The sequence below is a fragment of the Cupriavidus sp. H18C2 genome (assembly GCF_049393795.1).
GTDB lineage: Bacteria > Pseudomonadota > Gammaproteobacteria > Burkholderiales > Burkholderiaceae > Cupriavidus > Cupriavidus pauculus_C.
The window spans coordinates 3479325-3494991 of the sequence record NZ_CP186010.1 but is presented as its reverse complement, the minus strand read 5'-3'; the positions used below and the strand labels follow the sequence as shown (position 1 = coordinate 3494991).

The 15667-nt window shown below is 70.1% G+C and carries 10 protein-coding genes and 1 tRNA gene; 8 read left to right on the top strand and 3 right to left on the bottom strand.

From position 1 onward, the window contains the following. Positions 1 to 253: 253 nt before the first annotated feature. The 3 genes from EPAKOI_RS15940 (at position 254) to EPAKOI_RS15930 (ending at position 4704) form a co-directional block, all read left to right on the top strand. Complete coding sequence (locus tag EPAKOI_RS15940; RefSeq protein ID WP_313837220.1) at positions 254 to 2341, top strand: UvrD-helicase domain-containing protein; 2088 nt, start codon at positions 254 to 256, stop codon at positions 2339 to 2341. A 352-nt stretch (positions 2342 to 2693) separates the two neighbouring features. Further along, on the top strand, positions 2694 to 3425 hold the full coding sequence (locus EPAKOI_RS15935; RefSeq protein ID WP_124682929.1) for a response regulator: 732 nt from the start codon (positions 2694 to 2696) through the stop codon (positions 3423 to 3425). 4 nt (positions 3426 to 3429) lie between these two features. Next, positions 3430 to 4704: an ATP-binding protein gene (locus tag EPAKOI_RS15930; protein WP_423192596.1), complete on the top strand. Its 1275-nt coding sequence runs from the start codon at positions 3430 to 3432 to the stop codon at positions 4702 to 4704. A gap of 265 nt (positions 4705 to 4969) precedes the next feature. Here the strand turns inward: EPAKOI_RS15930 and EPAKOI_RS15925 are convergent, their stop codons facing one another. Continuing rightward, entirely contained in the window at positions 4970 to 6136 is a 1167-nt protein-coding gene (locus tag EPAKOI_RS15925) for an ABC transporter substrate-binding protein (RefSeq protein WP_423192595.1), read from the bottom strand. Between the two features lie 264 nt (positions 6137 to 6400). Here EPAKOI_RS15925 and hemN point away from each other — a divergent pair, with 264 nt between their 5' ends. Then, positions 6401 to 7867: an oxygen-independent coproporphyrinogen III oxidase gene (gene hemN, locus EPAKOI_RS15920; protein WP_423192594.1), complete on the top strand. Its 1467-nt coding sequence runs from the start codon at positions 6401 to 6403 to the stop codon at positions 7865 to 7867. Positions 7868 to 7985: 118 nt separating this feature from the next. Here hemN and EPAKOI_RS15915 read toward each other — a convergent pair whose 3' ends face one another. Further along, positions 7986 to 8891, bottom strand: coding sequence for a c-type cytochrome (locus EPAKOI_RS15915; RefSeq protein WP_423192593.1), 906 nt, complete (start codon positions 8889 to 8891; stop codon positions 7986 to 7988). Between the two features lie 322 nt (positions 8892 to 9213). On the opposite strand from EPAKOI_RS15915, the gene EPAKOI_RS15910 reads away from it, so the two are divergent. The 4 genes from EPAKOI_RS15910 (at position 9214) to EPAKOI_RS15895 (ending at position 14721) form a co-directional block, all read left to right on the top strand. Next, positions 9214 to 9289, top strand: a tRNA-Arg gene (locus tag EPAKOI_RS15910). Positions 9290 to 9533: 244 nt separating this feature from the next. After that, positions 9534 to 10925, top strand: coding sequence for an FAD-binding oxidoreductase (locus tag EPAKOI_RS15905; protein ID WP_423192592.1), 1392 nt, complete (start codon positions 9534 to 9536; stop codon positions 10923 to 10925). 72 nt (positions 10926 to 10997) lie between these two features. Continuing rightward, on the top strand, positions 10998 to 11402 hold the full coding sequence (gene arfB, locus EPAKOI_RS15900; RefSeq protein ID WP_124682934.1) for an alternative ribosome rescue aminoacyl-tRNA hydrolase ArfB: 405 nt from the start codon (positions 10998 to 11000) through the stop codon (positions 11400 to 11402). A gap of 124 nt (positions 11403 to 11526) precedes the next feature. Then, positions 11527 to 14721 carry a bifunctional cytochrome P450/NADPH--P450 reductase gene (locus EPAKOI_RS15895; protein WP_423192591.1) on the top strand — a complete coding sequence of 1065 codons (3195 nt, stop codon included), beginning with the start codon at positions 11527 to 11529 and terminating at the stop codon, positions 14719 to 14721. Between the two features lie 25 nt (positions 14722 to 14746). Here EPAKOI_RS15895 and htpX read toward each other — a convergent pair whose 3' ends face one another. Continuing rightward, on the bottom strand, positions 14747 to 15625 hold the full coding sequence (htpX, locus tag EPAKOI_RS15890; RefSeq protein ID WP_423192590.1) for a protease HtpX: 879 nt from the start codon (positions 15623 to 15625) through the stop codon (positions 14747 to 14749). Positions 15626 to 15667: the final 42 nt, after the last annotated feature.

Below are 15667 nucleotides of genomic sequence, written 5' to 3'. Positions count from 1 at the left end.
TTGTCATGGTTGCGATGGCCGTTGGCCTGGTCTCCCGAGCCGGTCGCGCCTGGCGCAAAACCCGCGCGGTCGTGCACGGTAAGAGGCAATCTCCATGCCGCGGGTGCCCCCGCTTTACGATTGTTACCAGCCTGAAACGCCTCTTGTCGGACGCCGCCCGACACCGGCCCGCGTGTTAACATCGACGCCTTTCGCGCCCGGCCCGCACGTGCGCCTTGCGCCATCCCGGCCGCACCCGTTTTCCCCCCTGCCCATGACCCACGGACTCAACGCCGCGCAATCCGAAGCGGTTCGCTACCTGGACGGCCCCTGCCTTGTGCTGGCGGGCGCCGGCTCGGGCAAGACGCGCGTGATCACGCAGAAGATCGCCCACCTGATCGAGGACAAGGGGTTCGAGCCGCGTCACATTGCCGCCGTCACGTTCACGAACAAGGCGGCCAAGGAGATGCAGGAGCGCATTGCCAAGCTCATGGAGGGCAAAACCACGCGCGAAGGGAAGCGCATTCCACTCAAGCAGCTCACGGTTTGTACGTTTCACTCGCTCGGCGTGCAAATTCTGCGCATGGAAGCCGAGCACGTGGGGCTGAAGCCACAGTTCTCGATCATGGATTCGGACGACTGTTTCGGGCTGGTCCAGGAACAGCTGGGCACCACCGACAAGAAGCTGATCCGCAGCGTGCAGAACGCGATCTCGCTCTGGAAGAACGGCATGGTCGACCCCGAGACCGCGCTGGCCCAGGCCGCCGATGCCGACCAGCACCAGGCCGCCATGGTCTACCGCAACTACGTGGCCACGCTGCACGCCTACCAGGCCGTGGATTTCGACGACCTGATCCGGCTGCCGGCCGAACTGTTCGCCCGCGACGAGGCCGTGCGGCTGAAGTGGCAGAACCGGCTGCGCTACTTCCTGGTCGACGAGTACCAGGACACCAACGCGTGCCAGTACCAGTTGCTCAAGCTGCTGGCCGGGGGCTCGCACCTGCGCGCGCCGGCGTTCACGGCTGTGGGCGACGACGACCAGGCCATCTACGGCTGGCGCGGCGCCACGCTCGACAACCTGCGCCTGCTGCAAACGGATTTCCCGGACCTCAAGGTCGTCAAGCTCGAACAGAACTACCGCTCGACGGTGCGCATCCTGGAAGCGGCCAACGCGGTCATCGCCAACAACCCCAAGCTGTTCGACAAGAAGCTCTGGTCCGAGCACGGCATGGGCGATCCGATCGCGGTGCATCCGATGAACGACGAGGAGCACGAGGCCGAGTCCGTGGTGTTCCGGCTGTCGGCCCACAAGTTCGAGCGCCGCGCGCAGTTCCGCGACTACGCGATCCTGTACCGCGGCAACCACCAGGCACGGCTGTTCGAGCAGATCCTGCGGCGCGAGCGGATTCCGTACGTGCTGTCGGGCGGCCAGAGCTTCTTCGACAAGGCCGAGATCAAGGACATCTGCGCGTACCTGCGGCTGATTGCCAATCCGGACGACGACCCCGCGTTTATCCGCGCCATCACCACGCCGCGCCGGGGCGTGGGCAATACCACGCTGGAGGTGCTGGGCACGTTCGCGGGCCAGGCCAAGGTGTCGCTGTTCGAGGCGGCGATGATGGGCGGCATCGAGGCAAAGCTGCAGCCGCGCCAGCTTGAGCCGCTGCGCGTGTTCTGCGAGTCGATGGTGCGGCTGGCCGACCGCGCCGCGCGCGACCCCGCCACCGTGGTGCTGGACGACCTGATGGAAGGCATCCACTACGAGGCGTACCTGTACGACACCTTCGACGAACGCCAGGCGCAGTCGCGCTGGACCAACACGCTGGAATTCCTGGACTGGCTCAAGCGCAAGGGCACCCGGCCCGAGCCGGAAGGCGAGGGCGAGGCCACCGGCTTCGACAACGCCGACGGCTTTGGCGACGAGGGCAAGAACCTGCTGGAACTGACGCAGACCGTGGCGCTGATGAGCATGCTCGAAGGCCGCGAGGAGGACCCGGACGCCGTGCGGCTGTCCACGCTGCACGCCTCGAAGGGGCTGGAATATCCGCACGTGTTTTTGGTGGGCGTGGAAGAGGGCATCCTGCCCCACACGCGCGAGGACGAGGACCTGGGCGACGACAAGATCGAGGAAGAGCGCCGGCTGATGTACGTGGGCATCACGCGCGCACAGCGCAGCCTGCAGATCAGCTGGTGCAAGAAGCGCAAGCGCGCGCGGGAGACCTACTCGGTCGAGCCGTCGCGCTTCATCGCCGAGATGAAGCTGGAAGAAGCCCCGGCGCCGCAGGACGCCATGCCGGCCATGAGCCCCAAGGACCGGCTGGCCGGCCTGAAGGCGCTGCTCAACAAGCCCGCCGCCGGCTGACGCTGATACAAGGCCGACAAGATTCGGCCGGGTCGTCTCACTACGATGGACATCGCGTGGAAACGTCTCGGCGTTTCTCCGACACACCGCGCCAGCCCTTCGGTTGCGGTGTGGCTGGGCGCATGCGAGCCCGGCTTCTTCCCTGTTGAACGCTCCCGGCTGCGGCAGCACCGGGAGCGTATTTTTCGGCACCCGGCGCCGATCATCGTCGATGGCGGCCCCCCCAGGTGCCGTATGGCGCACGTATCGGCGCTGATACAAAGCGGGCATCGCCTGTAATCTCGCGGCTGGTACATTGGCCGCTCGGATTTCCCGCGTTCCACCCTCCCGTTTCCCGCTTTCCCCGTTTGCCATGGACCTGTCGCTGAACCTGCCCACCCGTCTGCTGATCGTCGACGACGATCCCCAGATCCGTTCCATGCTGGCCGAATACCTGGCCACGTTCGGCATGGAGGCGGAGGGCGTGGAAGGCGGCGCGGCCATGCGCGCGGCGCTGGGGCGGCAGACGTACGACCTGGTCATCCTGGACCTGTCGCTGCCCGGCGAAAACGGCCTGACGCTGTGCCGCGAAATCCGCGAGCAGAGCGACCTGCCCGTGATCATGCTGACCGCCCGCGCCGAGCTGGCCGACCGCGTGGTGGGCCTGGAAGTGGGCGCCGACGACTACGTGACCAAGCCGTTCGAAATGCGCGAGCTGGTGGCGCGCATCCACACGGTGCTGCGCCGCAGCCGGGGCGAGACGCGCCGCGCGCCGGCCGCCGCCGCGGGCCACGAGATGCGGTTCGGCGGCTGGCGGCTGAACACCACGCTGCGGCAACTGGTCGATGCCGAGGAAACCGTGGTGCCGCTGTCCAACGCCGAATTCCGGCTGCTGCTGACGTTCATCGAGAACCCGAACCGCGTGCTGGACCGCGAGATGCTGATCAACAACGCGCGCGGCCGCGACTTGGACGTGTTCGACCGCAGCATCGACCTGCTGGTGTCGCGGCTGCGCCAGAAGCTGCGCGACGACCCGCGCGATTCGTCGCTGATCCGCACCGTGCGCGGCGAGGGCTACGTGTTCACGGTCAACGTGGAACACTGAGCGCATGGCCGCAACGCCCCCGTCCGCTGCCGGCGCCCCGGCCGCGCCCCCGCAAGCGGTGCGCCGCCGCCGGTTCAACTCGATGTTCACGCGCCTGTTCTTCGTGATGACGGCCATCATGCTGGCCGTGCACGTGCTGGGCGTGACGGTGATCGAGAGCGTGTTTCCGCGCCCGGGATCGGAGCGCTACATGGAACGGATGCGCCGCGCCGCGTCCGACGCCGAGGTGGCCGGCAAGCTGCTGTCCGGCCCGCCCGCGCATCCGCTCGAAGGCGTGTTCATGCCCGGCCATCCCGCCGGCCCGCCACCGGGCATGCGCGGCAACGAACCCTTCGATTTCGATGGCCCGCCGCTGCGCCCGGACGCCTTCATGGAACGCCCCGGCGGCCGCCCCCAGGGCCGGCCCGACGGCTTCCACATCCGCGGCATCTGGCCACCGCACCTGGGGCTGCTGTTCCAGCTCGCCGCCATCCTGATCGCGTCGTGGGTGGGCGCGCGCCTGCTGGCGCGGCCGGTGCAGCAGCTTGCCAGCGGCGCCAACCGGCTGGCGCAGGACGTACACGCGCCGCCGCTGGACGAGGACACCGGCCCGGCCGAGGCCCGCGACGCCACGCACGCGCTGAACCTGATGCAGCAGCGCATCCGCACGCAGCTCGCGCAGCAGTCGCGCTTTCTGGCGGCCGTGTCGCACGACCTGCGCACGCCGCTCACGCGCATGAGCCTGCGCATCGAGCGGATCGAGGACAACGACGTGCGCTACCGGCTGCGCCAGGACCTGGCCGAGATGAACGGGCTGATCGACGCCACGCTGTACTACCTGCGCGAGCGCGACGACGCCACCGGCCCGCGCCAGCGCGTGGACGTGCTGGCGCTGCTGCAGGCCGTCGTCGACGACGCGCAGGAGATCGGCCAGGACGTCCGGCTCTCGGGCGAGGCCGCGCCGCTGCTGGCGTACCCGGCGGAACTGCGCCGCGCCGTGGTCAACCTGGTCGAGAACGCGCACCGCTACGGCGGCGCCGCGCACATCGTGCTGGCCGACAGCCCCGAGCGCGTGACCATCGACGTCTGCGACAACGGCCCGGGCATCCCGCCCGCCGAACTTCAGCGCGTGCTGGAACCGTTCTACCGCGTGGAGTCGTCACGCAGCCGCGCCACGGGCGGCGTCGGCATGGGCCTGGCGATCGCCGCCGACATCGTGGCGCGCCACGGCGGCGAACTGAAACTGTCCAACCGCCCCGAAGGCGGCCTGCGCGTCAGCATCACGCTGCCCAGGGGATAAACCGCGCCGGTTTGCTCCCCGCTCCCGCCCCGCGCGAGAAATGTCCAGCACGAGCGCCGGCGCCGGTTTGCTCCCCGCTCCCGCCCCGCGCGAGGAGGCACGAAGGCCGGCGCCGGTTTGCTCCCCTCTCCCGCCTGCGGGAGAGGGGCCGGGGGAGAGGGCCGGCGTCTCAAGATGCGCATGTCGCAAATCCAACCACCATGCCTCACCCCAACCCCTATCCCACCGCGTGAGAGAGGGGACCAACCACCAGCATCCAGCCCCCTCAAGCCCGCTGCGGCAACCCGCTTTTCCCGATGGCCGCAAGCTGCACGTACTGCGACCCGCGCAGCCCGCGCGTGAAATCTAGCGTGAAATCGCCGACGTCGATACGGGTCTGCAGCGCGCGGCGCAGCTCGGCGGTGCCGGGCGCCTTCATGCCGGCGGCGGCGCGGACCAGCCACGCCGCGCCGATATAGCCGGCCAGCGTGGCGGGCGGTTCGTCGAGATACTGCTTCATGCGCGCCACGTGTTCCTTCACCACGCGCAGCGTCGATTCCTGCGGCCCCGGCGCGATCTGCGTCACGACCATGCCGCCGGCGTAGCCGCTGCCCAGGATCTCGCGCGCGGCCGACGGGCTTACCGCCGACAGCCCGACCAGGAAGCCATACCAGTTGCGCGCCGCCAGCGCGCGGCCCAGGCTGCCGTAGGCCAGCGTGTCGCCGGCCACGATCACCGCGCCCGGCCGCGCTGCCGCGATGCGTCGCGCGCTGTCGTCGAGGTTGCCGTCCAGCGCGACGGCCCGCGTGCCCATGTCCTTCTCCAGCCGCGCCAGCCACGGCGTGCCGGTGCCGAGCGTGCCGGCCGCGAAGTCGGGCGACACGGCCAGCGCGATGCTGCCGAGCCCGTAGCTGCGCAACTGGCGGACCGCCGCATCGAGTTCGGACTGATAGTCGGCGCGCGTGAACCAGACGTTGTCGGCGGCCAGCGCCAGCCCGGACAGCGGCGCCACGATCTGCACGCCGCGCCGGCTCAGTTCGGATGCGCCCGCCAGCGTCGGCAGCAGGCTGTCGCCGGGTCCGAACAACACTTCGGCGCGCTCGTTGTCAGCCAGCGCCACGGCCTGCGCGGCCGCGCCGCGCGGGTTGGCGGCGTCGGCATCGCGCACCACGTGGACGATGCGCAGGCCGCCGCCGGCGCCGGGCGAGGCGTTCCAGGCATCGAACATGACCTTGGCGCCGGCCAGGTAGTCGCGCGCCTGGTCGGCCTGCGGCCCGGCGCGATCGACCAGATGCGCCACCACCAGCTGGCGACGTACCGCCGGGCCCGCCGGCTGCGCGAACGCGGGCACCATCGCGGCGGACGCCAGCGCGCCCAGCGTGCGCAGCGCGGTGCGGCGGCCGGCCTGGGCGGGGGCGCAAGAGGGGATCGACTGCGGCAAGGCTTGGCGCATGGCAGTAGGCAAGTGACGGTGGAGCGGGGGTGCGAAGGCGGTGCAACGGCGGCCGGCAGACATCGCAATAAAGCGAGCCGGCACCGGGCCGGAAGCGAGACTATCGGCCCTTCATGACGCTTCCGTGACTTTTACCCGACTTGGCGCCCCCCGTCGGCGGGGCTGGCAGGCGTACGGTTGCCGTGACCTTGATTGGCATCAAGGTTTGGCGATCGGGCGAGGCATAGGATCGTTTGTCCCCCCACGCGAACCCAGAGTTTTGCCATGTCCGCCCCCAATCCCGACGTCGCCGGCACCGCCTTCGACCGCCGCGCGCTTGCCGATTTCCGCAGCCTGGCCGGCCGCATCGACGGTAACGGCCCCCGCTATACCTCCTACCCCACCGCCGACCGCTTCCACAACGAGATCGGCGACGCCGGCTACCTGCGCGCGCTGCAGGACTGCCGCGCCAACGCGCCGGCCCCGCTCTCGCTCTACCTGCACATCCCGTTCTGCGAAAACATCTGCTACTACTGCGGCTGCAACAAGATCATCACCAAGGATCACAGCCGCAGCGCGCAGTACGTCGACTATCTGGCGCGCGAAATGGCGATGGTGGCCGGCCGGCTCGGCCAGCGCCGCGCGGTGATGCAGTCGCACTGGGGCGGGGGCACGCCGACGTTCCTGGACCCGGACGAGATGCGCCGCGTCATGGCGGCGCTGCGCGAGCACTTCGACCTGCTGCCCGAGGGCGAACACTCGATCGAGATCGATCCGCGCCGCGTGACCGACGCGCGGATGGACCTGCTGGCCGAACTCGGCTTCAACCGGATCAGCCTGGGCGTGCAGGACTTCGACCCCGAGGTGCAGCAGGCCGTGCACCGCGTTCAGTCGTACGAGGAAACGCGCAACATCGTGCTGGCCGCGCGTCGGCTGGGATTCCAGTCGGTCAGCGTGGACCTGATCTACGGCCTGCCGCACCAGACCACGGCACGCTTTGCGGCCACGGTGGATCGCGTGCTCGACCTGCGCCCCGACCGGCTGTCGGTCTACAGCTACGCCCATCTGCCGCACGTGTTCAAGCCGCAGCGCCGCATCGACGCCGCGACGCTGCCGCCGGCCGCCGAGAAGCTCGACATCCTGGTGTCGACCATCGAGCGGCTGACCGCCGCAGGCTACGTCTACATCGGCATGGATCACTTTGCGCTGCCCGACGACGACCTGGCCGTGGCCCAGCGCGAGGGCTGGCTGCAGCGCAACTTCCAGGGCTACGCCACGCATGCCGGCTACGACCAGATCGGGCTCGGCGTGTCGGCCATTGGCGCCGTGGCGAGCCACTATGTCCAGAACGCCCGCACGACCGATGCCTACTATGCCGCGCTCGATGCCGGCCGGCTGCCCATCGTGCGCGGGCTGGAAATGACCGCCGACGACCACCTGCGCAAGGCGATCATCGGCGCGCTGATGTGCAACGGCACGCTGGACATCGCCATGGTGGAGGCCGAGCACGGCATCGACTTCGCATCGACGTTCGCGGCCGAGCTGGCCGACCTGGACACGCTGGCCGCCGACCACCTGGTGCGCCGCACCCCGGAACGGATCGAGATCACGCCGCTGGGCCGCCTGCTGGTGCGCCGCGTGGCGATGGTGTTCGACCGCTACCTGCGCGAGGACGCGGCCCGGCCGCAGCCGGCCCCGGCGGCAAACGATGGCAAGGTGATTCCGCTGGTGCGCTACTCGCGCGTGGTCTGAGCCTGATCGTCAGGCCAGGACTGTCCGGCCCCACAAGCAAAAAGCCCGCGATGAATCGCGGGCTTTTTCGTTCCGGAGCGGCCGGCTTGGCCGCTGAACCGGGGGCCTGGTTCGCAGCTTACTTCGCGGCGTTGGCCATGTAGTCCGACGCGGCGATCACGTCGGCATCGGGGCCGGCGTATCCGCCCTTGGGCGGCATCACGCCCTTGCCCTTGAGCGCGTAGTTGTGGACGACGTCCATGCCTTCCTTGAGGCGCGGCGCCCAGGCGGCCTTGTCGCCAAACTTCGGCGCACCGGCCACGCCAGCCGCGTGGCAGGCCGCGCAGACCTGTTCATAGACTTTCTTGCCGGTCTCGGCCGATGCCACGGCCGGTGCGGCGGCTGCAGCCGGTGCGGCAGCAGGGGCTGCCGGCGCGGCGGCGGCGGCGGGAGCGGCCGGAGCCGGGGCCGCAGCGGCGGCCGGGGCCGATGCCGCCGGTGCGGAGGCAGCCGCCTGCGCGGTGGCGCCCTGGGCCGGTGCGGCCGGCTCGGGGAACTTGGCACCGCCGGCGTCGGCCATGTAGACCACGGCGCGCGCCAGTTCGTAATCGCTCATGTCGTCGGGCGAGGTGCCGGCGCGGGCGGGCATCGCGCCCTTGCCTTGCAGCACGGCCTTGAGCAGGCCGTCGAAACCCTGGCCGATACGCGCCGTCCAGTCGCCAGCCACGCCGTACTTCGGCGCGCCCGCGGCACCCGTGGCGTGGCAGGCCGCGCACACTTCCTTGTAGACCTGCTCGCCGGTCTTGAACACGCGCGGCGCGTTGGGATCCTTGATTTCCAGCGAGGCCACCGGCGCGATACGCCCGTTTACGGCTTCCGCGCTGAACGCGGTGCCGTCCCCGTCACGGGTGCCGTGGCCGACAAAATTGACAAGCAGGATGATGACGATGATCGGCACCAGAAAGGCGGCGATCACCACGGCAATTAGTTGCTTAGGGGTCTTGATTGGCGACTCGTGGTGGTCGTTTTGATGGACGTCACTCATACAGAACTCTCGATTTTGCGGGAAACCTGGTGCACAGCACGTGGGGGCGGCTTGCTTGTCTGGCCCTGTTTTCGGGGATGAATCTGTCGGTCTTTGCGTCCGGGGCTGTCTCCACCCCGCTCGCGTCTCTGTTACGACGCAAATAGCTGCCGATTATAGACCCAAGACTTCGGCACAGGGGCCAAATGCGACGGCTCAGAGACCTGTGGAAACCCCGACCCCGCCGGCCCCGGCCCATCCCGCATGGACGCCGGCGGACAACTCGGGTATCCTATGCGACTTTCCGACGCCGGCACTCGCCGGAGTCAACGCCGTACACATCGCGCCCGTAGCTCAATGGATAGAGTACTGCCCTCCGAAGGCAGGGGTTGCTGGTTCGATCCCAGCCGGGCGCGCCAAGTCCTTCCTGGTTTTCCTCCTCCGTCGTTTTCACCCCCTTGATCGTCCCGCCACGCAGGCCGGCCGCCCCATGTCTCGCGTCCGCCGCCTCACCGTTGCAACCTTTCGTGCCGATCCGGGTGACGCGGCCAGCGGCTGCCGCGGGCCAACGTTGATGCGAGGCCGCTTGCCGGCCGCTGGCGCGTGCCTTGCATCGACGTTCCTTCGCCCATCGGATTCCGATGCAGAAGGGGAGGACCTGCCATGCCCACGCTTTCCGCCGATCATCTCGACATGCTGCGCCACGCCGTGCGCGGCAAGGTGCTGCTGCCGCAAGACGCCGGGTACGACGTCGCACGCACCGTCTGGAACGCCACGGTGGACCGACGGCCCGCAGTCATCGTGCAGTGCACCGGCACCGCCGACGTCATCCAGGCCGTCAACTTCGCGCGCGACCATGGCCTGACGCTGGCCGTGCGCGGCGGCGGGCACAACATCGCCGGCAGCGCGATCTGCAACAACGGGCTGGTGGTCGACCTGTCCCAGCTACGCAGCGTCCACGTCGATCCGCAGGACAACGTGGCGTGGGTTAGCCCGGGCGCCACGCTGGGCGATTTCGACCACGAGGCCCAGGCGTTGGGGCTGGCCACGCCGCTCGGCATCAACTCCACCACGGGCGTGGCCGGGCTGACGCTCGGCGGCGGCTTTGGCTGGCTGACGCGCCAGTACGGCATGACGGTGGACAACCTGCTGGGCTGCGAGGTGGTGACGGCCGACGGCCAGCGCCGCTGGGCCGATGCCAACCACGAGCCCGAGCTGTTCTGGGCGCTGCGCGGCGGCGGGGGCAACTTCGGCGTGGTCACGCTGTTCCAGTTCCGGCTCCACCGGGTGGGGCCGATGGTCACGGCCGGGCTGATCGTCTTCCCGGCTGTGGAGGGCAAGTCGGTGCTGCGGCAATATCGCGCGTACACGGAATCGGCGATGCCGGACGACATGAACGTCTGGGTCGTGCTGCGCAAGGCGCCGCCGCTGCCGTTCCTGCCGTCGTCGGCCCACGGCGCCAACGTGGTGGTGCTGGCGGTGTTCCATGCCGGCGATCCGGGCGCGGCCGCGCAGGCCATCGACCCGCTGCGCGGCTTTGGCCAGGCCATCGGCGAGCACGTGGGCCCGATGCCCTACACGGCCTGGCAGCAGGCGTTCGACCCGCTGCTCACGCCGGGCGCCCGCAACTACTGGAAATCGCACAACTTCACGCGGCTGGACGATGCCGCCATCGACCTGATGACCGACTACGCCGCGCGCGGCCCGTCGGCCAATGCGGAGATCTTCATCGGGCAGGTGGGCGGGGTGGCCAACCGCGTGGCGCCGGACGCCACCGCGTACCACCACCGCGACGCGCGCTATGTGATGAACGTGCACTCGCGCTGGGACCGCGCGGACGAGGACGCCACCTGCATCGGCTGGGCGCGCGACTTCTTCAACGCCTCGGCGCCGTACGCCACGGGCGGGGTCTACGTGAACTTCATGACCGAGGATGAGACCGCGCGCGTCAACGCGGCCTACGGCCACAACTTCGACCGGCTGGCCCGCGCCAAGCGCACCTACGATCCGCAGAACCTGTTCTGCACCAACCAGAATATCCAGCCGGCGCCCTGACGGCCGGCGGGCGGGCGTGCCGGAGACCATCCGGCATACTCCCGGTGGCCATGCGTTGCTATGATGCGGCGCATGGCCGACGACCTGTTCATTCCCCACCACGAGTACGAGATCACCGCCATCCGCGCGCAGGGCGCGGGCGGGCAGAACATCAACAAGGTGTCCAACGCCGTGCACCTGCGGTTCGACGTGCGGATGTCGTCGCTGGCCGCCGACCACAAGGACCGGCTGCTGGCGCTGCACGATCACCGCATCACGCGCGACGGCGTGATCGTCATCAAGGCCCAGCAGCATCGCAGCCTGGAGATGAACCGCGAGGAAGCCGTGCGCCGGCTGCACGACCTGGTGCGCAGCGTGGCCGAGCCGCCGCGCGTGCGGCGCGCCACGCGGCCCACGCGGGCGTCGAAGGTGCGCCGGGTGGACGCCAAGGTCCAGCGCGGCCAGATCAAGGCGCTGCGCGGCCGGGTGACCGACTGAGCGCCCGGCGCAAATCCGAACAAAGATTTCAAACGCCCGGCGCGGGGGCGGGACAATGCGGCGGCGGGCGGGCATGCTGTGGAGCCACGCGCCCGTCCGCCCACGACCAGGAATGCCCCCAGCCATGTCATCCGTCCCCGCCCCCGACGCCCTCGAACCGATTCCGCGCGATCCGGGCTGGCCCATCGTCGGCAACCTGTTCCAGATCACGCCGGGCGAGGTCGGCCAGCACCTGCTGGCGCGCAGCCGGCATCACCAGGGCATCTTCGAACTCGATTTCGCGGGCCGGCGCGTGCCGTTCGTGTCGTCGGTGGCGCTGGCGGCCGAGGTCTGCGACCCGGCCCGCTTTCGCAAGATCATCGGCCCGCCGCTGTCGTACCTGCGCGACATGGCCGGCGACGGCCTGTTTACGGCCCACAGCGACGAGCCCAACTGGGGCTGCGCGCACCGCATCCTGATGCCGGCGTTCAGCCAGCGCGCGATGAAGGGCTATTTCGACGTGATGCTGCGCGTGGCCAACCGGCTCGTCGAAAAATGGGACCGCAACGGCCCCGACGCAGACATCGCCGTGGCCGACGACATGACGCGGCTGACGCTCGACACCATCGCGCTGGCCGGCTTCGGCTACGACTTCCGGTCGTTCGCCAGCGACGCGCCCGACCCGTTCATCGTGGCGATGGTCGGCGCGCTCGAAGAGGCCATGCGCAAGCTCACGCGACTGCCGATCCAGGACCGCTTCATGGGCCGCGCGCACCGGCGCTTCGCCGACGACGTGGCGACCATGCGCAACCTCGTGGACGACGTGATCCGCCAGCGGCGCGCCACGCCCCGGCCCGGCATGGACCTGCTGAACCTGATGCTGGAGGCGCGCGACCCCGAGACCGACCGCCAGCTCGACGACGCCAACATCCGCAACCAGGTCATCACGTTCCTGATTGCCGGCCACGAGACCACCAGCGGCCTGCTGACCTTCACGCTGTACGAACTGCTGCGCAACCCCGCCGTGCTGGCCCAGGCCTACGCCGAGGTGGATGCCGTGCTGCCCGGCGATGCGCCGCCCGTCCATGCCGACCTGGCCCGCATGCCGGTGCTGGACCGCGTGCTCAAGGAAACGCTACGCCTCTGGCCCACCGCGCCGGCCTTTGCGGTGGCGCCGTTCGAGGACGTCGTGCTCGGCGGCCGCTACCGGCTGCGCCAGAACCGGCGGATCTCGGTGGTGCTCACCGCGCTGCACCGCGACCCGGCGGTCTGGGACAACCCCGAGCGGTTCGACATCGACCGCTTCCTGCCCGAGCACGAGGCAAAGTTGCCCGCCCATGCCTACCTGCCGTTCGGGCACGGCGAGCGCGCCTGCATCGGCCGGCAGTTCGCGCTGACCGAGGCCAAGCTCGCGCTGGCGCTGATGCTGCGCAACTTTGCGTTCCACGACCCCTACGACTACCAGTTCCGGCTTAAGGAAACGCTGACCATCAAGCCCGACAACCTGGTGCTGCGCGCGCGCCGGCGGCGTCCGCACGAGCGCATCGCCGCGCCGGCCGCCACGCCGGCCGTGACCGATGCGGCGCAGGCCGACGTGCGCGGCCACGGGCAGCCCATGGCGGTGCTCTGCGCGTCGAGCCTGGGCACCGCGCGCGAGCTGGCCGAGCAGATCCACGGCGGCGCGGTGGCGGCGGGCTTCGACGCCACGCTGGCCGACCTGGACGATGTGACCGACGCGCTGCCCACATCGGGCCTGCTCGTTGTGGTGGCCGCCACCTACAACGGCCACGCGCCCGATTCGGGCCGGCGCTTCGAGGCCATGCTCGACGCGGGCGGCGCCGACGGCTATCGCGCGGACAGCCTGCGGCTGGCGTTGCTGGGCTGCGGCAATTCGCAGTGGGCGACGTACCAGGCGTTTCCGCGCCGCGTGTTCGACGTCTTCACGCGGGCCGGCGCGGTGCCGCTGCTGCCGCGTGGTGAGGCCGACGGCAATGGCGATTTCGACCAGGCGGCCGAGCGCTGGCTGGCCGCGCTCTGGCAGGCGCTGCAGGCCGACGGCGCCGGCGCGGGCGGCATCGGGGTGGATGTGGACGTGCGCAGCGTGGCGGCCATCCGCGCGGACACGCTGCCGGCCGGCACCCGGAGCTTCACGGTGCTGGCCAACGAGGAACTGGTCGGCGACCCGGCCGGGCTGTGGGATTTCGCCGTCGAGCCGCCGCGCACGTCCACGCGCGCCATCCGCCTGCAACTGCCGCCGGGCATGACCTACGAGACCGGCGATCATGTGGCGGTCTGGCCCCGCAACGCGGACGCCGTGGTGGACGACCTGTGCGCCCGGCTGGACCTCGATGCCGACGCGATGGTCACGCTGTCCGCCCCGCATGGCGCCGGACGCGGGCTGCCGATCGGCCAGCCGCTGCCGCTGCGGCAACTGCTGACGCATTTCGTCGAACTGCAGGACGTGGTGTCGCGCCAGACGCTGCGCGCGCTGGCGCAGGCCACGCGCTGCCCGGCCACGCGCGCGGCGCTGGAACGGCTGGCATCGGACGATGAGGCCGACGGCTACGCCACGCAGGTGGCGGCCCGCCGCCTGAACCTGTGCGACGTGCTGGCGGCCCATCCGGCCGTCACGCCGACGCTGCCGCAACTGCTGGCGTGCACGGTACCGATGCGGCCGCGCTTCTATTCGATCGCGTCGTCGCCGCGCGTGTCGCCGGACGTGGCGACGCTGCTGGTGGGTACGGTGTGGGCGCCGGCGCTGTCGGGGCGCGGCCAGTTCCGGGGCGTGGCGTCCACGTGGCTGCAGGGGCTGGCGCCCGGCGCGACGGTGTCGGCATCCATCCGCACGCCGAACCCGCCGTTCGCGCCGCCGGCTGATCCGTCGGCGCCGATGCTGCTGGTCGGGCCCGGTACCGGCATCGCGCCGTTCCGGGGCTTCCTGGAAGAACGCGCTGCCCAGCAGGCGGCCGGGCAGCGCGTGACGCCGGTGCAGCTCTACTTCGGCTGCCGGCATCCACGCCACGACTGGCTGTTTCACGACGAGATTGCCCGATGGGCGGCGGCGGGTGTGGCCGAGGTGCACACCGCGTACTCGGTGGTACCCGGCGCGGCGCGCTACGTGCAGGACCTGCTCTGGCAGCGCCGCGCCCAGGTCTGGACGCAGTTGCAGGCGGGCGCAACGGTCTATGTCTGCGGCGATGGCCGCCGCATGGCGCCGGCCGTGCGGCAGACGCTGATCGACATCGGCGCGGACCAGGGCGGCATGGCGCCCGAGGCCGCGTCCGACTGGTTCGCGGCCCTGGTCCGGCAGGGCCGGTACCGGCAGGACGTGTTCAACTGAACCCGTCCCGCGCGGCGCCTGCCGGTCAGCGTGCGTTCTGCAGCGCGGCGATGCGGGCTTCGATCGGCGGATGGCTGGAGAACAGCGCCAGCCACGGCTTGCCGCCCGAGATGCCCATGGCCTGCATGTTCTGCGGCAGGCCGTCGGCGTCCAGGCCGCCCAGGCGGCGCAGCGCGGCCACCATCGGCGTCGGGGTGCCCATCAGGCCGGCCGCGCCGGCGTCCGCGCGGTACTCGCGGTGGCGCGAGAACGCGGCCACGATGATGCTGGCCAGGATGCCGAACACGATCTCGCAGATCACCACGGTGATCATGTAGCCGATGCCGGGGCCGCTCGATTCCTCGTCGTTGCGGCGCAGCCACGAATCGACGAAGTAGCCGACCACGCGCGCCATGAAGATCACGAACGTGTTCACCACGCCCTGGATCAGCGTCAGCGTGACCATGTCGCCGTTGGCCACGTGGGCCACCTCGTGCGCCAGCACGGCTTCCACCTCGTCATGCGACATCGATTGCAGCAGCCCCGTGGACACCGCCACGAGCGAGCTGTTCTTCGACGCGCCCGTGGCAAAGGCGTTGGGTTCGCCATCGTAGATGGCCACTTCGGGCATCGGCAGGCCGGCGCGCGTGGCCAGCTTTTCCACGGTCTGCATCAGCCACAGCTCCGTGCTGGTGCTCGGATGCGTGATGACCTGCGCGCCGGTGGACCACTTGGCGATGGTCTTGGACATCAGCAGCGAGATGAACGAGCCGCCAAAGCCCATCAGCGCCGCAAAGGCCAGCAGCATGCCGAGGTTCAGCCCGTTGGCGGTCAGGAATCGGTTCACGCCCAGCAGGCTGGCCGTGATACTGAGGACGAGCATGACGGCGAGGTTGGTCGCCAGGAACAGGAAGATGCGTTTCATGGTTGTGGGGCAATACGGGTAGAGGCGCGGCCGTGGCCGCAG